Origin of the sequence: Maritalea mediterranea (genome assembly GCF_021568695.1) — a bacterium.
Classification (GTDB): Bacteria; Pseudomonadota; Alphaproteobacteria; order Rhizobiales; family Devosiaceae; genus Maritalea; species Maritalea mediterranea.
In genome coordinates, this window is record NZ_JAKGTI010000002.1 from 505,811 (window position 1) to 526,792 (window position 20,982).

The window sequence follows — 20,982 nt, forward strand, 5'->3', positions numbered from 1 at the left end:
CGCTAAACTAGCAGGCCCGGGAATTCCTTCCTTGATCAAGGTCAAAAAGGGTGCAACAAAAAGGCTCACATTTTTGCGCCGCAAAGAGCGCAACAAGAATACAATTAGGGGATATATATGACCGATCAGCCACAAAAGATCTTTGATGGCCATAATGATATTTTGCTGAAATTGCTGGACGAGTGCAAAGCTGACCCGGTGAAAGGCTTTTTCAGCCCGCGTGAGGGCCAGCATATCGATCTGCAATCTGCCCAACAGGGCGGCTTTGCCGGCGGCTTGTTTGCCATGTTTATCCCCCCCGAGGATGGCAAATCTTACGGAAAAGCGCCCAGCCAGACCTACGCCATTGGTGAAACCAACAAAATGATCCGCCTGCTGCGCGACATTCAAAAAGCGTCCGAAGGCCAGGTGACGATCTGCAAAAGCGTCGCTGAAATTGAAGACGCTTTTGCCCGCAACCAGATGGCACCGGTGCTGCATATTGAAGGGGCAGAGGCCGTAATGCCCGACCTCTCCAATCTGGAGAATCTCTATAAGGAAGGTCTGCGTTCGCTCGGCCCCGTATGGAGCCGCGAAAATGATTTTGCCTATGGTGTGCCATTCAAATTCCCCGCGTCCCCAGACACGGGCCCCGGCCTGAAAGAAGCGGGCGTGGAACTGGTCAAAGCCTGCAACCAGTTGGGCATCGCCATCGATCTCAGCCATATCAATGAAAAAGGCTTTTGGGATGTGGCCAAACATAGCGACAAGCCGCTGATCGCCAGCCATTCCAACGCCCATGCCAAATGCCAATCCACCCGCAATTTGCTGGACAAACAATTGGACGCCATCAAGGAAACTGGTGGCATCGCCGGGCTGAATTTCGGCACCATTTTCCTCAACCCCAAAGGCGTGGCCGACAGCACGGTGCCGCTCTCCATTATGGTGGACCAGGTCAAATATTTGGTCGACCGGATGGGCATCGATCATGTGGGGATCGGCTCAGACTATGATGGTACCGGCGTACCCAACGAGGTGAACAGCACAGCCAAACTGCCCAATCTGGTGAATGCCTTGCGCGACAGCGGGTTTGACCAGGACGAGCTGGACAAGATAGCCCACAAGAACTGGTTCCGCGTGCTGCGCGACACTTGGGGCGAATAGCTCTCAAAAATTACGATCTAAAAGGCGCTGCCCTAGATGGGTGTGCGCCTTTTTTGTGCGCCCTGAATGTGAATGGGCTTGGGCTCCACCGGTCTGCCGACGCGCACAGGCCGCGGGGCAAAGCGGCCCAGCGTGGCAATCCGATCATACATCACAATGGCGCCCGCCGTGGCCACATTCAGGCAAAAGCTAGTGGGGATTTTGATGATATGGTCGCACATCTCCATAATCTCTGGCGACAATGATGCGCGCTCCGGGCCCAGAATATAGGCGGCCTGTGTGGGGTGGCGAAAGCTGGGCAGCTCGATCGCATCATCGGTCAATTCAATGCCCACCAACTGGCACCGATCCGGCAGCGTGATATCGTCTGGCGATTGCCACGCATAGTAGGGCATATTGGTCAGTGAGTTCGAGGTGTCCGAAACCATATCATTCAGCCGCAACCGCTCCGCCGCCACAGTGAAGCAGAAGCTGGCGCCAAAACCGTGCCCGGTCCGCGCCAGATTGCCGAAATTCTTGATCTTGGAAATTTTCTCCGCCCCAATGGCAAAATATCCACGCATAAATCACCCTTTTTGCCAAAGGATTTAGCCAGATTCCGGCGCTTTGGAAAGATCGGCTAGGTCACCCGCGGCGGAGAAGTGCACAAATTTGATCAAAATAAGAGTCAAAATGCCCAGGATCAAAGTCAAACTGCCGCCCACAATAAACGGTACACCCAACTCGTAAAGCGCCGCCAGACTGGCACCGATAAAAGGCGCACTCATCATCGCGACAATGCTGGTCATCTCATTAACCGCCGTCACCCGACCCATCTTGTCGGGCGGTGTTTCAAGCTGCAACACAATTCGAATCGGGACGAAGGTGCCCACATTGATCACCCCCACTGTGAAAAATGCGGCAATGAACACATAAGAGGGAATCACCCAGCCATTGATCGCCAACCACCCGAGCAAGATGGTGAAACCAGACACAATAATCATGGAAGGCCCCATCAACAAATAGGGATGAATCTGCCTTTTCACCGATCCCAACAACAGCGCACCCAGCACGCCGCCGCCGCCAACTGCCGCGATGGACATACCCAGAATAGTCTGGTCGAAGCCCAGTTCACGGGTGAGCGGACCAAGGAGGGTATCATACAGGAAAATCGCAAAGAAACCCATCGCCGCCAGCCCGATGGTCACCCAAAGCGCGGGCTTTTCCAACACCACGGCAAAGCCTTTGGCTATTTCGCTGAACATCGAAGTAGATTTGTCGCCCACATCGGTGGATGTATCTGTTTTTGGTTTGAGGTTAGCGGGCAGCCCCAAAAGAATGGCCATGGCCAATAAAGACACCACACCATTGACCACAAATACCATTTGCGGGCTGATCAGCAGCAGCAAAGCGCCCCCCACAGCCGGTCCGGCCACCTTGGAAGTCTGGTTGATCACATGGCTGGCAGAATTGGTGGCCATCAATTCATCGCGCGTGGCAAGGGTCTGAATTGCCACCTGTTTGGCCGGAGAAAAGAAACTGTCGACAGCCCCACGCAGCGCCACCAAAACCAGCATGAGTTCGGGCAGCCCCGCAAAAGCGAGCGCAAATGTCGTGAGCGCACGGCCAAAATTGGCACCGACCATCACCCCTTTCAGATCGAACCGATCCACCAGCGCCCCGGCCAACGGGCCAATTACCACATAGGGGCCAGTGAGACAGACAATGAACCAGGCAAAATAGACCGGATCGACCTGCCACGTGTAGGTGAAAAGTGAAATGATGGCGACATAGTCCAGCCAGTCAGCAAAGTCGGCCGGTAACTGCGCCAACAAAATCCGGCGCATATGCGAATTTTGGGGTAAGCGCAAATCATCCTCCTCAATCCTTATGCTCTGCATATAGGTTGAGAAGGACGATCTTCAAACACCTTCTAATTTAGCTCAGTGATCTGCTGCAACGTCGCAAGCGAACCAAGACACGCGGCCACGGCCTCGCGACCCTTGTTCTCCGCATCGTCAGAACTGCGCACCACAGCCTGCTCCTGGGTGTAGGTGGTGAGAATGCCAAAGCAGATCGGCACTTCGGTCTCCAGACTTGCCTCCACAATGCCCATGGTGGCGCCAAGGGAGATGAACTCAAAATGCGCCGTATCGCCCTTGATCACGCAGCCAAGGCAGACCACCCCGTCATAGCGTCCGGATTTCGCCAGTTTTTTGGCGATCAATGGCATTTCAAAAGCGCCTGGCGCGTCGAAAATATCCTTATTGGCCAAATTCAATCCGGCATCAGCCATTTCCAGTTTTGCCCCGGCTAGCAATCCCTGGGTCACCTTTGGGTTAAACTGGCTAACCACCACCGCCACGCGTGCGTTATCAATAATGGTGGTTTGGCCTCTACTTTTGATTTGCTCGCTCATATTAGACTTTTTCCGGTAGATTATGGTTGAGTTTTACGCGTTTGGTGTCGAGATAATGGGCATTTTGCGCCGTGGCGCCCACCTGCAGCGGGCGCACTTCATTCAAGTGAATGCCCATATTGGCCAAAGCTTCGGCTTTGGCCGGGTTGTTAGAGAGCAAGCTGGCGCGCTCAAGCCCCATGTCCTTTAGAATGGCCGCCGCAATATCAAACTGACGTGCGTCCACAGGCAGACCAAGCGCCCGGTTGGCATCAACAGTGTCCATGCCCTTATCCTGCAATTGATAGGCGCGGATTTTATTGGCAATGCCAATGCCGCGCCCTTCATGGCCGCGCAGATAGATGATTACGCCGCCATCCGGATGGGCATCGATTTCCGAAATTGCCGCCTGCAATTGCGGCCCACAATCACAGCGCTGCGAGCCGAACGCATCGCCGGTCAAACATTCAGAATGTACCCGCACCAGCGGATTGTCGCCCATGGGCTGGTTGACCAATGCCACATGCTCTTCACCACTGGCCAGTTCGCGATAGGCCACAATATCAAAATCATGCACCGCATGCTGGGTGGGCAATTGGCTAGCAGCCACACGCACCAGCGGGGTATGCGGCGCCGACTTTGGCCCGCCCAAATGATCCACCAGCTCGGCGATGGAGAGCATGGGCAACTCATGGCGCTTGGCGAAATCTTCCAACTCATCGCCCTTGGCCATATGCCCATCTTCACCCATCACTTCGCAGATCACGGCAGCCGGGTTCAGTCCGGCCAGTTTCATCAGATCGACAGAGGCTTCCGTGTGCCCATTGCGCACCTGGCTACCGCCTTCGGCTGCCCGTAGCGGAAACACGTGGCCGGGCGACACAATCTCGCCGGGCAATACATCCGGCTTGATGGCCGTCAAAATGGTTTGCGACCGGTCATAGGCGGAAATACCTGTGGTGATGCCTTCGCGCGCCTCAATCGATACCGTAAAGGCCGTGGAGCGGTTGGCGCGATTTTGCTTGACCATGGGCGGCAGGCCCAGCTTGTCGATTTGTTCGCCACTCATGGGCAAACAGATCAGGCCACAGCCTTCTTTCGCCATAAAGCGGATCACTTCTGGCGTGGCAAACTCAGCCGCCACCACTAGATCGCCTTCATTTTCACGGTCCTCATCGTCGGTCAGAACGATCATGCCGCCATTTTTCAAATGCTCTATTGCGCGTTGTAACCGTGACATAGCCGCTCCACATATTTTGCGATAACATCATTTTCCACATGGATTTGATCGCCCACCTGCCGTGTTTGCAGATTGGTGTGGGTCCATGTGTGGGGAATAATGGTCAACCCAATGCGTGTGCCTTCAGCATGATCGATCAGCGTGTTGATGGTGAGGCTGATCCCGTCCAGCGAGATAGAGCCTTTTTCGACGCAATAACGGCCCAGCGTTTTGGACAGCTCCAATTCAATCAGATGCGCCCCGGCCTGCTCCTCAATTGAAGCGAGCGTGGCAATACCGTCCACATGGCCTTGCACCAAATGACCCGAAAGCTTCGTTTCCAGCGCCACAGCCCGCTCCAGATTCACGCGATCTCCTGTTTGCAGCGCGCCCAATGAGGTGCGGGCCAGGCTTTCCGGGCTGACATAAAACTCGGCCAACCCCGCCGCATCGAAGGTGACCACTGTGAGGCAAACGCCATTGACCGCCACACTCTCGCCCAACGCCAAATCTGCATAGGTCGTGGCGATCTCAAAGACTCGCGCGCCATCGTCGTCGCGCACCGCCTTGACCTCGCCCAAGCGATCAATAATCCCCGAAAACATCGGCTTCTCCTTTAAAAGAACTGCTGTTCAGCTTGTCGTCGGCATAGCGCGCGCGGATGCAATCTTGTTCGGCCTGTCGCTCAATCGTGATGTCGAGCTGCACCAATTTCTGCTCACGACACGCCGCGGCCAGCTCCGGCCCAGCTTCCACAAGCACTTCCATGCAGCCGCGCGCGCCCAGCTCCGCCAAAGCGGCATTGAGATCGGTCACAAGTTTCGGGACAAACCCACGTGCGTGCGCCGCTTTCATGTAGCGCTCCTGCACCCGCCCCCGTCGATCAAGAATAAAGAGCGGCCGCACTTTGCCGGGCACATCATCCACATGCCGCACGGTAAAATGCGGATCATCCGCCAGGATTGTGCCGGAACCGGTGAGAATAGCATCGGCCCGACGGCGCAATTTGTGGGCAAATTTAAGCGAAGATGGACGGGTAAAGGTTTTTTCGCCAGCGGGCGGGATCATACTGCCCGCAGCATCTTGAGCCACCTTCAGGGTGACAAATGGCCGTTGCGTTTTGGCATAGTGCAAAAAGGGTGCAATCAAACGTTGGCAATTCAGCGCCAATGATTGCGAGATTTCATCGGCCAAGTCCGACAGAAAGCGCACTTCGATCCCAGCATCGCGCAATTTGCCAGCGCCGCCGCCTTCGACACGCGGATTCAAATCCCGCGCCCCAATCCAAACCTCTTTCACCCCGGCTTCGATCAATGCATCGACGCAAGGCGGGGTGCGGCCAAAATGGGCGCACGGCTCAAGGGTCACCACGGCGATATGCGGATTTGTGGCCGGCGGCAAGTCCGCTAGCGCGGCGCGCTCCGCATGGGGCTTGCCGGCGGCTTGATGGGCACCAATGGATAAAATATCGCCAAACGCGTCGAGAAGCGCACAGCCCACAGGCGGGTTGGGTGCGGTCGCGCCTTCAAAAATGCGGGCAGCCTTAAGGGCAAACCGAAAGGCCTTTCGGATGTGCGCGACGTCAAACTCTGTTTTTGCGATCTGGTCAAAATCCATTCGCCCACCTCAATTCATGATAGGGCGAAACACGCGCCAAACGGCGCGAACGGCATGTGTGAAACCACACTGCCGACAAGACAATGGCGCAACCACCCACTACGGGCGTTGCTGTCTTTGTTCTCTCACATCCGGACTTTAACCGTCGGCTCCGGAATTACACCGGATCTGCTTGACCCTTCTGGCAGGAGCCAAAAGGCGCTCGCGGGCTCATGGAATTCTCCAAATACCGCCGGTGGGGAATTTCACCCCGCCCCGAGAACGGCCGCACTGCGACCTTTAGCGCAGAACTTAATTCATTTCGGCGTTCGCGTAAAGACAACAATCGATCAGCAATAAGTGAACAGTTTACACGGGTCTAACGGGTTGACGCAAAATGGTTTTCAGCTTTTCCGGTGCGACACGCCGCGGGTCATTAAGATAAATCTCATGATGCTTCATGTACATTTTCAGCCCCTGTTCGGGAATATATTCATGGTGCATTTTATGCAGAATCGGCCCTTCATCATCATAAGAGCCCACATGCAACACCTGAACACAATCGCCCTCTTTATAGGTTTCAAGCCTGACTATGCGCAGCAGCGCTTCGCTGGTGGGCGGCTCTTTTTTCTTGGCATTTTTCGCGATGGTTTGCGCCCGCACCTGTTCCAGATGGTCCTGTGTCAACCATTCCGGCTGGCGGATCATCATGGTCCATAGCCACTGATCCTTTTGCCGCGTGATAAAGGTGTTCATATCCTCAGCCCACCAAAGTCCCTGTAACGGACCCACCACAAAATCCTTCTCAAGTTCGGTCTTTGACAAGAATTTCAACCCGTAGCTCAAGCCATAAAGCGCCGCCAGGGACGGCGGATAGCTTTCGCCCACCGGGCCGCCTTCGCCGTCAATCATCAAATAGTTCATCGGCGGCACCTCCAGCCGGTCAAACCGGCCCACCTTGCCCGCATAATAGGCCTTGTCACGCTTTTTAAAATCCAGCTTTTCCATGTTTATTCATCCGCCAAAGGCATATAGATATCTGTCAGCAATTCCGATGGTGCCACTTCGCGCGGATTATTGAGATAATCTTCCACACAGGGCGCGTCGCGCAACTCCACCCCGCTATTGTTCAGCCAAGTGCCATAAAGCCAGCGATAGGCGGTCGACATTTCGGCATAGGCACCGCGATAGCGCAAAACCGCATATCGGCCGCCCTCAATCGTGCGTGATTCAAAATGATCGGGCACATCGACGGTCGCCGCAAAAACGGCCCCGGCAAAGGAACGCAAGTCGGCTTCCGGCACGCTGTCCGGGTCGTCATAATAGGTGGCCATGGCGTGGCGCATTTGCGGCAGTAAACCCGCCTGCCCCATCCAGCCAAACACCGGTTCAAACACGCGACCAATATTCATATAATCGCCCTGATGCGGCAGCCCAATCAGTGTCATGGGCTCAATGGTCTTGATCTCAACCGGAAACAATTGCCCTTCTCCCCGTTCGATCGCCGACTGCAGCCTGGTGTGGGAACCAGCCCGACGATATTGCGCGGGTGGCTGTCCATAGACTTGTGTAAAGGCACGGGTGAACGCCGCGAGGCTGCAATAGCCCGACCGTTCGGCAATCTCCTCAATCGAGATTTTGCTCTGTGCCAACTGGCCCGCCGCGCGATGCAGGCGCAAACGCTTTACGGTGGCGGCAATGGTTTCGCCCTGAATCGCCCGATAAACCCGGTGCCAGTGATAGGGCGACATACACGCCACATCAGCCAAATGCTGCAAATCGATAGGCTCATCCAGATGGTCATAAATATAATTCACCACCCGATCGATGCGCTTGCGATAGCTTATTTGCTGCTGGCTCATTTGCATTTGGTCTATTCCACTTGCTAAAAGACTGGACTTGCGTTCAGCTTAGACGTAACTCAATCACGATTGATAAATCTTGCGCATTTCGGCCCAAAGGAACACCCATGTCGACCTATTTCTATTTTGCATATGGCTCAAATCTGTTGAACGAGCGGCTGCAGAATAGGTGCCCCACTGCCCGGCCCGTGGCCACCGCCTTTGCGCCAGGTTGGAGCGTAAATTTTGGCAAAATCGGCCATGACGACCATGGCGGATCGGGCAAAGGCACGATTTTCAAAACTGAAAATGAGGCCGATCGGGTTTATGGCGTGGTTTATGAAATGCATCTCGAAGAGGCACCAGTTCTGGACCGGATTGAAGGCATTCACTTGACCCTGCCCACCACCTATATTCGAGACGCGAATTTTCTGGTGCAGACAGATCAGGGCGACCAATTCCAGTCGGTGACCTATATTGCCGAGCCGGACCCGACCCCGCCAAAACCATACACATGGTATTGGGCGCTTTGCCTTTCCGGCGCCATTCAAAATGGTTTGCCCAAATCCCATCAGGACCATCTGGCCAGCTTTGACCATATGCCCGACCCGGACCCGCAACGCCCGGGCAAGCTGGAAGCCGAAATGCTGCTGAAAAAGAGCGGCTTTGACCATTTGTTGACGCCTGAAAGCGCCTGATGCGGCCACCGCTTGATTATCAGCCGCCGCAAGAGCCGCTGAAAGTGGTGTTCGAAGATGATGAAATGCTGGTGGTCGACAAGCCCTCCGGCCTGCTCACCGTGCCCGGCAAGGCCGAACATTTGTGGGACTGCCTTGAATTTCGCGCCAAACAATATTGCCCCGACGCTCGCATCATCCACCGGCTGGATATGGACACATCAGGCATTGTGATCCTGGCCAAAAACGCCACTGCCCATCGCCATATCGGCCTGCAATTTGAACGTCGGCACACCAGCAAAATCTATCAGGCCCTCGCTTGGGGGCAGGCAGCTCAAGATGAAGGCCTGATCGACCTGCCTTTACGTTGCGATTGGCCAAATCGCCCATTGCAACTTATCGATTTTGCAAGAGGAAAGGCGGCGCAAACGCGCTATAAGCTGCTTAAACAAAGCGATCACACCTGTAGATTTGACCTGTTCCCGATCACCGGACGATCGCACCAATTGCGGGTGCACCTGCTTGCTTTGGGGCATCCAATTTTGGGTGACAGTTTCTATGCCCCACCCTTTGTGCAAGCGGCCAGTAGCCGCCTGTGTTTACATGCGCGTTTTCTGGAAATTCACCACCCCATTGGCGGCAAACGTATCAGCTTTGTAAGTGAAGTGCCGTTCTGAGGGGCGAGGACTTGATCGCGCCCTGGGCGAGATAGGCTTCGATTTCTCGCGCGCTGGAGCAATAGGTGACCGGCACCCCCGCTTCTGCCAATTTTGCCTCCAATATCGGATGCATATCGCGATCAAAATTAATAATCGATGCGAAAAATGGCAGATAGAAGCCTTCGGGACAATCGGGCGCAACGGTGGGGCGCACGCGATTATAGTAACGGGCCAGCCGACATAAAACGCGAAAAAGACACAGCCATTTCGACGGGCGCAGATAAACCACATGCGTTGCGCGCGCCAATCGCTGATCAAGGGTTGCAATGAAATTTCCATCCATCACCCAATTTGGCTGTGAACACAGTTGTACTGTGCGCCGTCTCCACGCGGATAAAGGTGGTTTGGTCCAATTTGGTAAATAATATTCTTCGTCCAAATAGACCGGAGGTATCGACAATTGCCCTGCCAATCTTTTTGCAAATGTAGACTTACCGGCACCATATGCGCCCAGCACCAAAATACGCGGCATCCGAATTCTCCCCCAAAATATGGCGAAGAAGTTAAATGATTAATCAAATCTTAACAAGGCGTTGCGTCGCTTATGATTAACACCGCAAGCTTTCCAGCCACAACTTAACGGAACGTGTGCTTGTAAAAATTCGATTTGGGCAATTTGTGCCCGCCAACAATTCCCTGATCTTCGGCGCCCGCTGGCGGCGGAAGTTCAAGACATAGAGCAAAAATTGCGGGTCAAACCGCTCTGGGCAACCTGTTGCCGAATCCGGACGCACCTTACCCCAGCCGAGCGTGGTGCGCTTCAGCACTCGCCAAAAGCAAAGCCAGGTTGGAAAATCGAGAAAGATGATCAGGTCCGCCCGCGATAGGCGAATATCGTGGGTTTTACTGTAATTGCCATCCATCACCCATTTTTCTTGCGCACATAGCGCAGCAACGGTAGCGCGCCAGTCATCATGATCCGGCTCCACCCAGCCGGATGAGAAATAGTGCTGATCCATATGGACAACAGGTAGGTCAAGCGCAGCGCCAAGCTTGCGCGCCAAGGTGGATTTGCCCGAGCCCGAGCCGCCTAAAATTGCAATACGTTGCACCACCCACTCCCCCAAAAGGAGGCGGGTTTTAGACGATCAACTAGTTGTTGGCAAGTTGCACGACAGATTTAAAGCGCGGTTGCTCGCCCGGCACCAGGCTGACGACTTTATAACCGCGGGCTTCCATATCTTTGAGCAGTTGCGGCAACATTTTCACGGTGCGGTTATGAATATCGTGGAACAGCACAATGCCACGCCCGGCACTGGCCATGCGATTGAGCGTACGCTGGCGCACCTGATCGGCACTGTCGCTATAATAATCCTTAGAATCCACACCAACATCCATAATCACATAGCCGGAATTTTTCACGGCGGTACGCAATTGCGCATTCTGCGCCAGATAGGGAAAGCGGAAAAACGGCGCGGGCGTTTTGTTGATCGGCGACAGGGCGGCCACAACTGGACGCTCCCCACGCTCAATCTCGGCCAGCGCGGCGGCAATGTTCATCTTGGTCAGGTCACCATGCGAATGGGTGTGCAAGCCAACCGTATGACCACGCTTGGCCACCTCCCGCACCAAGCCAGGATGGGATTGCGCCGAACGACCAAGCATCAAAAACATCGCCTTGACGTCATGATCGTCAAGAATATCGAGGATTTTTTCGGTTTTGCCCGGGCGTGGCCCATCATCAAAAGTCAAGACAAACTCGCCCTTGGCCAGTTGAATATCCTTTTGCATCGAGACAGTAAGGGTGCGCCCCTCAAGGGCTTGACCGCTCCTCCGCAATTCCAATTGCGGCGATATAGACGCCGTTCTTACAGGATCCACCTTGGGATCAGAATTGCCGGTCAACAGTGTGCGCGCAATTTGCTCTTTTTCGTCAGCCTTTGCGGGCATTTCTTGAGTATAGGCGGAGCGACTTGTTGTCGGTCCATTTTGCGGTGGTTTTGCACATCCACCCAGCATGGCAAGCACTGCCACACCAAAAATTACGCCACGCAACTGAACCATCACTCAAACCCAAAATCATGTAATCACACAATTTTTACTGGGCTTATGGTTAATATTGCGTTGCCGATAGTTAGATTTGAACGGTTTCGTTCATCACCACTACATCGTTAGATTCGATTGCCGCCATTAATTTTTCAAAAGCACGGCGCTCAATAACATACATCTGATCGCCGGAAGGCGTGTATATGATTTGCTTCTCAACGCGCGCTAACGCGTCAAGCAGACTATTATGTTCCATTTCGATGGCCTCGTCGTCGAATTAAATGGTCTAGGGAAATTGTCGTCTAGTTCGAACAACCTGCGCTATATACCAAAGTAAAAAAATTTTACCAGTAGAAAAAATTATGTTCCGACCATCTCTGATAAGTTGTGACAAATATGTAACGAACCTATAATTACGGTAACGTATTTTAAGACAGTGCTGCGCAATATAAATTAAACTACCACTTTCGCGCTTCTAAGCAGTCACTGTTTTTGTTAAACAGATCACCCCGCCACACGTTCGAAATGTGGTGTGCACCCGAAATTGGAGGAAATTATGACGCGTCGCCAACGCTTGGAAACACTATTTGCGCAAGCTGCCGGCTATATTGATCAGCAAACCGGTGGCGTGGTGCCCGCAATACAGCCCTCCACCACTTTTGTACGTGATGAAAACTATCAACTCTTGCGCGACAACAATATCTATGCCCGCGACGATAACGATATTGTCCGTTTGGCCGAAAAGATTCTCGCCACCGCAGAAAATGCGGACGATGCGCTGGTGTTCCCCACCGGCATGGCCGCCATTGCGGCGCTGATGCGCACGGTGCCTGCAGGTGAAACCATTTTGATGCAATCGCAAATCTATTGGGGCACCACAAAATGGGTACGCGAATATTGTGACCGGCGCGACATTAAGCTGATCGAACAGGACACCAGCGACACCGCTGCGGCCGTGGCGGCAATCGAACAAGCCTCGCCCACCATCGTATTTGTGGAAACGCCCTCCAACCCATGGCTGCGCATTACCGATTTGCAGGCGTTGGCCGAGGCGACAGACCGCGCAGGCGGCGTGCTGGCCGTAGATTCAACGGCAGCTGGCCCCGCCATCTCCAACCCAATCGATCTGGGCGCCCACATTGTAATGCATTCAGGCACCAAAAGCATCAATGGCCACTCTGACGTGCTGGCCGGGGTGCTGGCGATTGATGATGAAAACCGAGCCCTTTGGGAACATATCAAAGTGGACCGCCACGATGCGGGCGCAGTGATTGGCAGTTTTGAAGCCTATTTGCTGATCCGCGGCATGCGCACCTTGCCGGTGCGCATGGAGCGCATGAGCGAAAATGCCATGGCCGTCGCGACCTATTTGCAGGGCCATGATCAAGTGGATCATGTGTATTACCCCGGCCTTGAAAGCCATGAAGCCCATGAGTTGGCCAAAAAGCAAATGCAGAATGGTTTCGGCCCCCTGCTCTCCTTCACCGTGAAAGGCGACAAACAGCGCGCGCTTGATGTGGTGGGCAAACTCAACTTGTTCAAACGCGCCACGTCTCTAGGCGGCGTGGAGAGTTTGGTTGAACACCGTTTTACCATTGAAAGCACAACCGGCATTCCCGAAACGCTGATCCGCCTCTCCGTGGGCATTGAACATATTGACGACCTGATCGCTGATCTAGACTCAGCGTTAAGCTAAGCCAATTGCGCCAAAAGCTGCTGTGGTGTGCGACCAATCAGGGCCGAGAACGTTTTGGTGAAATGGGCCTGATCAAAATATCCAAGGCGATGGGCGAGTTCAGTCAATGATCGCTCCTCGCCTTGATTGATCGCCTCCACCGCTTCAATCATGCGATAGCGGTCAATCACCCATTTCGGCGACACACCGATATAGTGCGCGAACAGGCGCTGTAATTGCCGGGCATTGAGACCTGATTGTGCCGCCAGTTCGGATACGCGGGTGAGCTCGGAATCAGCCTCGACCATGTGCACCAACTGGTTGGCAAGTTCCGCTTTTTGGTCCGCTGGTGCTTCGAGCGCTGCCAAATGTTGGTCAAGTATCTCTGCCATTTCTGATGGCGGATCCAGCGCCACAAACGATGTTTCCAACGCCACCAGGTCGATGTCCAAAGGCGTGAGGTCGGTCTCGGACGTGTCCGTCAATGTTGAAACGGCTTGCCCCCAAAGGGGAAGCAGATAACCGGGCCGAAATTTGGCGCCAATCACCCGCCCTTTTCCGGACAAATCGTAAAAGAAACGCTTTGTCTGCACCCCAAACAGGCCGGACCCCGCTTGCGGGTCCAGCACCAGATGGGCGCTGGGATGCGGCAAGTTCTCCTGTTGAAATACAGGTTTGTCACCGCGATCCCATTCGATCACCCAATAGTTTTCCACCCAACGCCCGGCAGCCGCCGATGGCGCGATGCGGGTCAGGTCAAATTCGGCCATGGAGAGACGCTTGGCAATAAGCCCGCGCGCCGGGCCGAGCTGGGGATCAGATTTTTCCATTCAGATTGTCGCGAAATTACAATTCAACTGCGCCCGACTTTGCCAAGCTCAAGGCAAATCAACAAGGGAAATAAAGATGAAACTTTCCGGCACGTACACTCACCTCTCTTGGGACGAAACTATGATCGAACAGGTCAATGAAACCCAAAAGCTCAGCGAAGCGTTGGTAAAAGAAGAATTTGACGGCGATTTGCAAGGCAGCGCCAGCATCAAAATGCAGCTCTTTTATTGCGATGACGCCACCGCCCACTATCATGGCTTTCGTCTATTCAACGGCAGCCATAACGGCAAGTCCGGCACCATGACCATTTTGGAAACCGGCACCTGGGTCAAGGACAAGGCCACCACCCATTGGCAGATTGTTGACGGCTCCGGCACCGGCGCTTTTGAAGGCGCGGCAGGCCAGGGCGGCTATGAGGCCGGGCACACCAAGCAGGTCAATTGGCATTTGGATGTGCAGATCTAGCTTTCAGACTCAGGCGTCAGATAGACCGAGAGAAAATAACAACTGGCGAAAATGAGCGCCGCCCCCGCCCATTGCAGCGGGGTTGGGACATGCGAAAACAGCACGAGCCCCAGCAAGGCGGCCCAGACCACGCTGGTGTTGTCGGTGATCGCAAAAACGCCCACCGGCAATTGCTTAAGCGCGATCACAGACCAATACCCCGCAAAGGCCCCTACCACGCAAGTCACCGCCAATATGCCCCACTGTCCCATACTTAAGGGTACATAGTGCATAAGGCCCGGCGACAGGATTAGAGCCGACAGCGACAATTGGATGGCCGACATCAAAATCGGCCCCTCCTTTTGCGTATGGAACTTGAGAAAAGCAAGCAATGTGGCTTCCAAGATCGGCACGGCAATCAGCGCCAGCAGCGGCAGAAGCGACAAATTGATTTCGGCAGAAAACAACCCCTCGCTGATCAGGAACAGCAACGCCCCCGCCATGCCGACAATCAGTGCCAAGCCGATCTTGCCGTCAAACCTCTCCTTAAAGAACAGTACCCCATAAAGCGTGCTGATCAATTGTCCCGTGAGCGCAAAGGCCGCCACTGTGACAAGGGCGAAGTGGGCGAGTGCAAAATACATGCACAGGGTGACCAATGCCGCCCCGGCAGCGCGCAAAACATGCAAGCGCCATTGCACGCCTGCAAACTGAAGATGCTGCCCCCATAGCGCGACACCGAGGAAAAGTAAGGCGCTGCCCAAAGTGCGCAAAAAGGCGACCTGCCCGACCGGCAGGCTGACCACCAGCACCTTCGCCAGCGCATCCATTAAGGCAAAGGCAAACATGGCCAAAAGCGCCAGGCCCAGTGCAGAGGGGTTTATCCGGTGGAGCAACCTGTTCATCGTTTAGGCGTGCGGCGCACTTGCTGGCGCCCCACCAACAGGCAGGCGACAATAATCATGATCGCCCCACCCCATGTGGTGAGTGCGGGCACTTCCATAAAGAAGATTAAGCCGAACAAGGCCGCCCAGAGCAGCGCCGTATTTTCAGTGAGCACAAAAACAGAGGCGGGCAGATTGCGCAACGCCGACACATAAAGCACAAAACCCAGCGCGCCCAAAAAGCCGACACTGGCGAGGCGCAGACCAATCACCGCATCCGGCACATCAAGCTGCACCACCGCGAAGGGCGCGGCCACCAGCGCAATGAAAAAGGCTTGCAAAAACGTGATGGTGGTGGCGTCTGCTTGGCGGCTCTGGCTTTTCATCACCACAATGCTGAGCGCATAGCCAAACGGCCCCAACAATGCCGCAACCCAGGCCCACAAATCGCCACTTGCGGAAAAATCAGCCCCATTGCTGCCACCAAAAACGATCACCATCGCCCCGGCAAAGCCCAGCAATGTGCCGAATACCAGCGTTTTCGTGACGTCCTCTTTCAAAAACACAACGCCCATAATGCTCACCAATATCGGAGCCACCATAAAGATGGCCGTGACCAGCATCAGCGGCAATTCGCCAACTGCATAAAAGAAAGAAAAGGCGGTCGCACCGATCATCATGGCGCGGACAAAATGCAAGGGCAGTTGGGCCTTTGTGGGGAAGCGCGAGCGCTTATAAATCGCCAACGCGCCGAGCAGAATGGCAGCCACACCCTGGCGAAAAAACAAAATGGTCAGCGTTGAGGCGTCGCCAGACAGCGATTTGACGCTGGCATCCATCATGGAAATGACGGCAATCGCCGCCACTGCAAACAGCAGTGCTTTAGATGTCGACATGTCCATTGTGCGCCAGCCCAAAATTGGTGTGAGCGACAATGGTTAGACCAATTCGCTTTTTGCGGCAAGGGTATGGACCACAACTATGCTCCGTGTCTCCCCCACCAGTGGAGAGCTAAAGGGCTGTGCAATTCGACAATGATCCCGAGGAGGACGAAGGACTTCTCGCGCCGTCAACGCTGCTTGGCCCCCGGATCAAGTCCGGGGTGACGGGGAACTGGTCACGTCATGAGCTACAGAACGCGCTTAGATTGTGCACCGCTAAGCACCACTATTCCAAAAGCGATTCCCCCTCCCCTTGATGGGGAGGGGCTAGGGGTGGGGTGGAGAAACAAGCGTGAGAAAGGGAGACTAGCCCTCAATTTCCTCGCGCAGCATCTCGATTTCCAGCCACTCTTCTTCCGCCGCGTCCAGTCTTTGCTGGGTCGCGCCCAATTCTTCGGTCAGCTTTTGGAATTTCTCAGGTGACTTGGCATAGAGATCCGGGTCGGCCAACTCGTCATTTAATTTCGCCACCTTGGCTTCCAGCTCTTCCATCAGCTTGGGCAGGGTTTCCAGCGCGTGCTTATGTTTAAAGCTGAGTTTTTTCTGTGGTTTAGGGGTAACCGGTTTGGCGGCTTGTTTGGGCTTATCCTTTTTCGGCTTCTCTTCGCGTTTGCGCTGCCCGACCCCATGTCCACGCAGGGCCACCATATCGGAATACCCCCCCGCATATTCATGCCAATGCCCCTCGCCTTCATGCACAAGAATGGAGGTGGCCACGCGGTCCAAAAAGTCACGGTCGTGGCTGACGACAATCACGGTGCCATGATAATCGGCCAGCATTTCCTGCAGCAAATCCAGCGTTTCCAAATCCAGATCATTGGTCGGCTCGTCAAGGATCAACAGGTTGGACGGTTGCGCCATGGCTTTGGCCAGCAAGACACGGGCGCGTTCGCCCCCAGACAATTTACCCACGGCGGTGCCCGCTTGTTCTGGCGTGAACAAGAAATCCTTCATATAGCCGATCACATGCTTGGTCTGATCGCCAATGATAATATTGTCGCTACCGCCACCGGTCAGGCTGTCTTTCAGGCTGGTTTCGGGATCAAGCTGCGCCCGTTTCTGGTCCAGCACCGCGATCTCGAGCTTGGTGCCCAATTGCACCTCGCCCTCGTCGGGCGCCAACTCGCCAGTGATCAGCTTGATCAAGGTAGATTTGCCCGCGCCGTTTGGCCCGACAATGCCCAGCCGATCACCGCGCATCACCCGCAGGCTGAAATCCTTCACGATGGTCAAATCGCCAAAGCTTTTCGACACATTTTTCACATCGGCAACAATGGCGCCAGATTGCTGACCTTCCGTGGCCTGCATCTTCACATTGCCGGTCGGTCCTCGATGGTCGGCGCGTTTCTCGCGCAAATCGGCCAGCTCTGACATCCGGCGCACATTGCGTTTGCGCCGCGCGGTCACGCCATAACGTACCCAATGCTCCTCGCGCACAATCTGCCGATCCAGCTTGTGCTGTTCCAATTCCTCCTGCGCCAACAGCTCATCCCGCCACTGCTCGAAATGGGCAAAGCCCTGGCTGGTTTGGCGCGTGCGGCCCCGGTCCAACCAGACGGTGGATTGGGTCAAATCCGAAAGAAAACGTCTATCGTGCGAGATGATCACCATCGCCGATTTCATGCTTTTCAATTCATCTTGCAGCCACTCAATGGCCGGCAAATCCAAATGGTTGGTTGGCTCATCCAACAGCAACACATCTGGCTCCGGCGCCAATGTCCGCGCCAGCGCCGCGCGGCGTGCCTCGCCACCTGAAAGGCCTTTTGGCGATGCCTCAGGATCAAGCCCCAACTCACCGAGCAGATAAGGCGCCCGATATTGATCGTCAGCTTCGGCCAGCCCTTCCTGCACATAATCCAACACGGTGGCGTAGGCACTCAAATCTGGTTCTTGTTGCAAATAGCGCCAGGTCACGCCTGGCTGCACAAAGCGCTTGCCACTGTCCGGCTCGACGTCACCCGCCAATATTTTCAGCAAGGTAGATTTGCCTGACCCATTGCGGCCCACCAAGGCAATTCGCTCGCCCGGCGCCACAAACAGTTCGGCCCCTTCCAAAAGCGGGGTACCGCCAAAGGTGAGAAAAATATCTTGAAGTGAAAGAACTGCGCTGGCCATATTTATTCTCCGTTCGCCGATGTACTATCATTGATTGACGGAAACGCAATGCCATTCACACGCGAGGCAAATATGAGTGACAATCTGGACCAATATCTGATCGAGGCTGACGAACTGGCGAACAAGCTGGGGCAGGACAATCTCGTGATCTTTGATGCCTCCATGCATCTGCCGAACGCCAATCGCGATGCAGCCAAGGAATATGAGGAAAAACACATTCCCGGCGCACAGTTCTTTTCGATCAAAGACCTGTCCGATCCCAACTCAAGCCTCTCGCACACCATGCCCAGCGCCAACTTCTTCGAAGATCAAATGCGGCAAACGGGCGTGAAAAATGATGATGAAATCGTGGTCTACGACACTCAGGGCCTGTTCTCTGCGGCCCGCGCCTGGTGGATGCTGACGCAAATGGGCGCGCAAAATGTACGCATTCTCAATGGCGGTTTCCCCTATTGGGAAAAACAAAGTCATCCCACTGAAGGGGGCACGCCAGCCCCGAAGGAAAGAGGCGATTTCACGGCCCATTTCGATGCGCAAAAGCTGGTACCATTTGAAGAGCTTCTGGAACTGGTGAACAAGGGCGATCATAGCTGCAACATTCTTGATGCCCGCGGCCCCGGCCGCTTTAAGGGCGAAACAGACGAACCGCGCGAAGGCATGCGAGCGGGCCATATGCCCGGCGCGCAAAATCTGCACTATGCCGCGTTTCTAGATGGTGATGGCCGATTGCTGCCGAAAGCGGAGCTCGCCCAGATCGTAGAAGAAAAATTCGACAGCACGAAGCCGACGATTGCCACGTGCGGCTCCGGTGTCACCGCCTGTGTGATCCTGCTTATCCTCGATATTCTGGGCCATAAAAACACTCGGCTCTATGATGGCTCCTGGTCCGAATGGGGCGCACGCCCGGAAACGCCAATCGTGAAGGGCTAGACATAAACCTCCCTATTACCCCCGGCACCAAGTGCTAGGTGGCTACGTCGAGGCTAGCGCCCTTGAATACAGGCGCACCACGCCACTTCCTATCACGTCATTACCGGGCTTGACCCGGTAATCCATGAAGCTTTTCGGTTTATCGAAATGCACCGCATAACCACGATGCTGCTTGGACCCCGGATCAAGTCCGGGGTGACGCGGGGTGTCAGGTGACTTAGTTCAAAGCATCAGCACTTTGATCCCCTTCCCAGTACAGGAGGGGTTATGGGTGGGGCGCTTCGATACTCAAGTTTAATCACACCCGTTCCGTCCATGGCGCACACCGCTCCGCACCGTCCCGGCCTTGAGCCGGGATCTACTGCCGCCAGACCCCGCATCAAATGCGGGGTGGTAGGGAAAGTTAATGTCTACCCTTGGCGGACATTTGGGGTAGACATCGCCAGCCAGACTCTATATTGCAAATGTATAACAAACAAACTTTTGCAATATGGGCGCATGTCACTCACGGATTTAGAACAACGATTATTGGCTGCGATCACCGCGCATCCCTATGCCAGCCAGAAGGAACTGGGCGAGCAATTGGGCGTGGCACGGGCAACAGTGGCCAATTATATTGAGCGCTTGCAGGCTAAGGGCTTCATCCTTGGTCGCGCCTATATTGTCGCCCAACAGCAAAGCATTTTGTGCATAGGCGGCGCGGTGATGGACCGGGTGCTTAAACTCAAAGAGCCCGGTATTTTGGAAACCTCTAACCCGGCCAGCGCCGAGGAAACTCGCGGGGGCGTGGCCCGCAATGTGGCGGAAAATCTGGCGCGGTTGGGTGAAGCCACCAAACTGCTGTCTATTGTTGGCGACGACGGTGCTGCGGACGCATTGATCAGCGCGACAGCAGAAAGCGGCGTTGATCTGAGCCATATGGTGCGCACTACCAAGGGCACCACCGGCACCTACACCGCGATCATGCAGCCCAATGGCAGCCTTTATCTCGGCGTGGCCGATATGGACATTTTCAACCAAATGGATGCCCAATTTGTGCAATCCAATATCGGGTTGGTTAGTGGTGCGGCGCTGGTTTTTGCTGACACAAACTTACCCGCCGACGGGTTGGCAAAGCTAATCACCCATTGCCGCGACCAACAGATTCAACTGGCGATCGACAGCGTCTCCATTCCCAAGTTCAAGCGCTTGCCGCAAGATTTGTCTGGCGTCAGCTATCTCTTCTGCAACAAAGATGAAGCAGCAGCGACCACTGGTGAACGTGAACCACAAGCCATTTTGGATGCATTGCTCACGCGCGGCGCGGCACACGCTATTATGACCAATGGCGCCAATGGCGTCTATCTGGCCGCACAAAACGATCAACCCAAAACCATGCAGCACCTTGCCGTGCCTGCCGCCGAAATTGTGGACGTTTCTGGCGCGGGCGATGCCTTTGTGGCGGGCACGCTGCATGGCCTTAATCAACAACGCCCGCTCAGCCACGCGGCTCAATTTGGCATTGGCGCGGCGCAACACACCCTAAAATCCACCCTGCGCAACAGCCCCGACCTCTCCCATTCGGCGGTTGAAACATTCGCGCAGCAGCATTTTCAATAAGGATT

General features: G+C 54.8%; 23 protein-coding genes and 1 riboswitch. Of the genes, 7 read left to right on the forward strand and 16 right to left on the reverse strand.

The annotated features are described in order from the left end of the window. Positions 1–117: 117 nt before the first annotated feature. The gene (locus tag L1I42_RS11505) at positions 118–1,143 is read left to right on the forward strand and encodes a dipeptidase (RefSeq protein ID WP_236114671.1); all 1,026 of its coding nucleotides are present in this window, start codon (positions 118–120) and stop codon (positions 1,141–1,143) included. 32 nt (positions 1,144–1,175) lie between these two features. Here the strand turns inward: L1I42_RS11505 and L1I42_RS11510 are convergent, their stop codons facing one another. From L1I42_RS11510 to L1I42_RS11545, 8 genes are all read right to left on the reverse strand, one after another. Further along, positions 1,176–1,706: an RNA methyltransferase gene (locus L1I42_RS11510; RefSeq protein ID WP_236114672.1), complete on the reverse strand. Its 531-nt coding sequence runs from the start codon at positions 1,704–1,706 to the stop codon at positions 1,176–1,178. Between the two features lie 24 nt (positions 1,707–1,730). Further along, the gene (locus L1I42_RS11515) at positions 1,731–2,993 is read right to left on the reverse strand and encodes an MFS transporter (RefSeq protein WP_236114673.1); all 1,263 of its coding nucleotides are present in this window, start codon (positions 2,991–2,993) and stop codon (positions 1,731–1,733) included. A 62-nt stretch (positions 2,994–3,055) separates the two neighbouring features. Further along, positions 3,056–3,541, reverse strand: a complete 486-nt coding sequence (gene ribH, locus L1I42_RS11520; RefSeq protein ID WP_236114674.1) for a 6,7-dimethyl-8-ribityllumazine synthase — start codon at positions 3,539–3,541, stop codon at positions 3,056–3,058. Between the two features lies 1 nt (position 3,542). Then, on the reverse strand, positions 3,543–4,760 hold the full coding sequence (ribB, locus tag L1I42_RS11525) for a 3,4-dihydroxy-2-butanone-4-phosphate synthase (protein WP_236114675.1): 1,218 nt from the start codon (positions 4,758–4,760) through the stop codon (positions 3,543–3,545). After that, complete coding sequence (locus L1I42_RS11530; RefSeq protein ID WP_236114676.1) at positions 4,736–5,344, reverse strand: riboflavin synthase; 609 nt, start codon at positions 5,342–5,344, stop codon at positions 4,736–4,738. The genes ribB and L1I42_RS11530 overlap by 25 nt, the downstream gene beginning before the upstream one ends. Then, positions 5,325–6,356, reverse strand: a complete 1,032-nt coding sequence (ribD, locus tag L1I42_RS11535; protein WP_236114677.1) for a bifunctional diaminohydroxyphosphoribosylaminopyrimidine deaminase/5-amino-6-(5-phosphoribosylamino)uracil reductase RibD — start codon at positions 6,354–6,356, stop codon at positions 5,325–5,327. The genes L1I42_RS11530 and ribD overlap by 20 nt, the downstream gene beginning before the upstream one ends. Before the next feature lie 115 nt (positions 6,357–6,471). Then, positions 6,472–6,623, reverse strand: a riboswitch (FMN riboswitch). A gap of 81 nt (positions 6,624–6,704) precedes the next feature. After that, on the reverse strand, positions 6,705–7,343 hold the full coding sequence (locus tag L1I42_RS11540; RefSeq protein WP_236114678.1) for a GyrI-like domain-containing protein: 639 nt from the start codon (positions 7,341–7,343) through the stop codon (positions 6,705–6,707). Positions 7,344–7,345: 2 nt separating this feature from the next. Beyond that, positions 7,346–8,197, reverse strand: coding sequence for an AraC family transcriptional regulator (locus tag L1I42_RS11545; RefSeq protein WP_236114679.1), 852 nt, complete (start codon positions 8,195–8,197; stop codon positions 7,346–7,348). A gap of 107 nt (positions 8,198–8,304) precedes the next feature. Here L1I42_RS11545 and L1I42_RS11550 point away from each other — a divergent pair, with 107 nt between their 5' ends. Together L1I42_RS11550 and L1I42_RS11555 are read left to right on the forward strand one after the other, a co-directional pair. Next, positions 8,305–8,874, forward strand: coding sequence for a gamma-glutamylcyclotransferase family protein (locus L1I42_RS11550; protein ID WP_236114680.1), 570 nt, complete (start codon positions 8,305–8,307; stop codon positions 8,872–8,874). After that, on the forward strand, positions 8,874–9,530 hold the full coding sequence (locus tag L1I42_RS11555; RefSeq protein WP_236114681.1) for a pseudouridine synthase: 657 nt from the start codon (positions 8,874–8,876) through the stop codon (positions 9,528–9,530). Before L1I42_RS11550 ends, L1I42_RS11555 begins: the two co-directional genes overlap by 1 nt. Here the strand turns inward: L1I42_RS11555 and L1I42_RS11560 are convergent. From L1I42_RS11560 to L1I42_RS11575, 4 genes are all read right to left on the reverse strand, one after another. Then, positions 9,502–10,044, reverse strand: coding sequence for a P-loop NTPase family protein (locus L1I42_RS11560; RefSeq protein WP_236114682.1), 543 nt, complete (start codon positions 10,042–10,044; stop codon positions 9,502–9,504). The two genes, L1I42_RS11555 and L1I42_RS11560, sit on opposite strands and share 29 nt — an antisense overlap. Before the next feature lie 76 nt (positions 10,045–10,120). Then, a complete protein-coding gene (locus tag L1I42_RS11565) occupies positions 10,121–10,624 on the reverse strand; it encodes a P-loop NTPase family protein (RefSeq protein WP_236114683.1) in 504 nt (167 codons plus the stop codon). Positions 10,625–10,664: 40 nt separating this feature from the next. Then, a complete protein-coding gene (locus tag L1I42_RS11570; RefSeq protein WP_236114684.1) occupies positions 10,665–11,576 on the reverse strand; it encodes a polysaccharide deacetylase family protein in 912 nt (303 codons plus the stop codon). Between the two features lie 70 nt (positions 11,577–11,646). Next, on the reverse strand, positions 11,647–11,814 hold the full coding sequence (locus L1I42_RS11575; RefSeq protein WP_236114685.1) for a hypothetical protein: 168 nt from the start codon (positions 11,812–11,814) through the stop codon (positions 11,647–11,649). A 300-nt stretch (positions 11,815–12,114) separates the two neighbouring features. On the opposite strand from L1I42_RS11575, the gene L1I42_RS11580 reads away from it, so the two are divergent. Next, positions 12,115–13,254 (forward strand): trans-sulfuration enzyme family protein, encoded by a 1,140-nt coding sequence (locus tag L1I42_RS11580; RefSeq protein ID WP_236114686.1) that lies wholly within the window; start codon positions 12,115–12,117, stop codon positions 13,252–13,254. Here L1I42_RS11580 and L1I42_RS11585 read toward each other — a convergent pair. After that, positions 13,251–14,063 carry a helix-turn-helix domain-containing protein gene (locus tag L1I42_RS11585; RefSeq protein ID WP_236114687.1) on the reverse strand — a complete coding sequence of 271 codons (813 nt, stop codon included), beginning with the start codon at positions 14,061–14,063 and terminating at the stop codon, positions 13,251–13,253. The genes L1I42_RS11580 and L1I42_RS11585 overlap by 4 nt on opposite strands. Before the next feature lie 76 nt (positions 14,064–14,139). On the opposite strand from L1I42_RS11585, the gene L1I42_RS11590 reads away from it, so the two are divergent. Continuing rightward, on the forward strand, positions 14,140–14,529 hold the full coding sequence (locus L1I42_RS11590; protein ID WP_236114688.1) for a DUF3224 domain-containing protein: 390 nt from the start codon (positions 14,140–14,142) through the stop codon (positions 14,527–14,529). On the opposite strand, the gene L1I42_RS11595 is transcribed toward L1I42_RS11590, so the two are convergent. The 3 genes from L1I42_RS11595 to L1I42_RS11605 form a co-directional block, all read right to left on the reverse strand. After that, a complete protein-coding gene (locus L1I42_RS11595; RefSeq protein WP_236114689.1) occupies positions 14,526–15,413 on the reverse strand; it encodes a DMT family transporter in 888 nt (295 codons plus the stop codon). The two genes, L1I42_RS11590 and L1I42_RS11595, sit on opposite strands and share 4 nt — an antisense overlap. Beyond that, positions 15,410–16,288: a DMT family transporter gene (locus tag L1I42_RS11600; RefSeq protein ID WP_236114690.1), complete on the reverse strand. Its 879-nt coding sequence runs from the start codon at positions 16,286–16,288 to the stop codon at positions 15,410–15,412. Before L1I42_RS11600 ends, L1I42_RS11595 begins: the two co-directional genes overlap by 4 nt. Positions 16,289–16,639: 351 nt before the next feature. Next, positions 16,640–18,448: an ATP-binding cassette domain-containing protein gene (locus tag L1I42_RS11605; RefSeq protein WP_236114691.1), complete on the reverse strand. Its 1,809-nt coding sequence runs from the start codon at positions 18,446–18,448 to the stop codon at positions 16,640–16,642. A gap of 72 nt (positions 18,449–18,520) precedes the next feature. Here L1I42_RS11605 and sseA point away from each other — a divergent pair, with 72 nt between their 5' ends. Both sseA and L1I42_RS11615 read left to right on the forward strand, forming a co-directional pair. Further along, positions 18,521–19,378, forward strand: coding sequence for a 3-mercaptopyruvate sulfurtransferase (gene sseA, locus L1I42_RS11610; RefSeq protein ID WP_236114692.1), 858 nt, complete (start codon positions 18,521–18,523; stop codon positions 19,376–19,378). A gap of 498 nt (positions 19,379–19,876) precedes the next feature. After that, complete coding sequence (locus L1I42_RS11615) at positions 19,877–20,977, forward strand: carbohydrate kinase (protein ID WP_236114693.1); 1,101 nt, start codon at positions 19,877–19,879, stop codon at positions 20,975–20,977. The last annotated feature ends 5 nt before the right edge of the window (positions 20,978–20,982 follow it).

Excerpts from the sequence above, each read along its gene's own strand:
- L1I42_RS11505 (WP_236114671.1), top strand. The coding sequence starts at position 118 with ATGACCGATCAGCCACAAAAGATCTTTGATGGCCATAATGATATTTTG.
- L1I42_RS11510 (WP_236114672.1), bottom strand. The coding sequence starts at position 1,706 with ATGCGTGGATATTTTGCCATTGGGGCGGAGAAAATTTCCAAGATCAAG.
- ribH (WP_236114674.1), bottom strand. The coding sequence starts at position 3,541 with ATGAGCGAGCAAATCAAAAGTAGAGGCCAAACCACCATTATTGATAAC.
- ribB (WP_236114675.1), bottom strand. The coding sequence starts at position 4,760 with ATGTCACGGTTACAACGCGCAATAGAGCATTTGAAAAATGGCGGCATG.
- L1I42_RS11530 (WP_236114676.1), bottom strand. The coding sequence starts at position 5,344 with ATGTTTTCGGGGATTATTGATCGCTTGGGCGAGGTCAAGGCGGTGCGC.
- ribD (WP_236114677.1), bottom strand. The coding sequence starts at position 6,356 with ATGGATTTTGACCAGATCGCAAAAACAGAGTTTGACGTCGCGCACATC.
- L1I42_RS11540 (WP_236114678.1), bottom strand. The coding sequence starts at position 7,343 with ATGGAAAAGCTGGATTTTAAAAAGCGTGACAAGGCCTATTATGCGGGC.
- L1I42_RS11545 (WP_236114679.1), bottom strand. The coding sequence starts at position 8,197 with ATGAGCCAGCAGCAAATAAGCTATCGCAAGCGCATCGATCGGGTGGTG.
- L1I42_RS11550 (WP_236114680.1), top strand. The coding sequence starts at position 8,305 with ATGTCGACCTATTTCTATTTTGCATATGGCTCAAATCTGTTGAACGAG.
- L1I42_RS11555 (WP_236114681.1), top strand. The coding sequence starts at position 8,874 with ATGCGGCCACCGCTTGATTATCAGCCGCCGCAAGAGCCGCTGAAAGTG.
- L1I42_RS11560 (WP_236114682.1), bottom strand. The coding sequence starts at position 10,044 with ATGCCGCGTATTTTGGTGCTGGGCGCATATGGTGCCGGTAAGTCTACA.
- L1I42_RS11570 (WP_236114684.1), bottom strand. The coding sequence starts at position 11,576 with ATGGTTCAGTTGCGTGGCGTAATTTTTGGTGTGGCAGTGCTTGCCATG.
- L1I42_RS11575 (WP_236114685.1), bottom strand. The coding sequence starts at position 11,814 with ATGGAACATAATAGTCTGCTTGACGCGTTAGCGCGCGTTGAGAAGCAA.
- L1I42_RS11580 (WP_236114686.1), top strand. The coding sequence starts at position 12,115 with ATGACGCGTCGCCAACGCTTGGAAACACTATTTGCGCAAGCTGCCGGC.
- L1I42_RS11585 (WP_236114687.1), bottom strand. The coding sequence starts at position 14,063 with ATGGAAAAATCTGATCCCCAGCTCGGCCCGGCGCGCGGGCTTATTGCC.
- L1I42_RS11590 (WP_236114688.1), top strand. The coding sequence starts at position 14,140 with ATGAAACTTTCCGGCACGTACACTCACCTCTCTTGGGACGAAACTATG.
- L1I42_RS11595 (WP_236114689.1), bottom strand. The coding sequence starts at position 15,413 with ATGAACAGGTTGCTCCACCGGATAAACCCCTCTGCACTGGGCCTGGCG.
- L1I42_RS11600 (WP_236114690.1), bottom strand. The coding sequence starts at position 16,288 with ATGTCGACATCTAAAGCACTGCTGTTTGCAGTGGCGGCGATTGCCGTC.
- L1I42_RS11605 (WP_236114691.1), bottom strand. The coding sequence starts at position 18,448 with ATGGCCAGCGCAGTTCTTTCACTTCAAGATATTTTTCTCACCTTTGGC.
- sseA (WP_236114692.1), top strand. The coding sequence starts at position 18,521 with ATGAGTGACAATCTGGACCAATATCTGATCGAGGCTGACGAACTGGCG.
- L1I42_RS11615 (WP_236114693.1), top strand. The coding sequence starts at position 19,877 with ATGTCACTCACGGATTTAGAACAACGATTATTGGCTGCGATCACCGCG.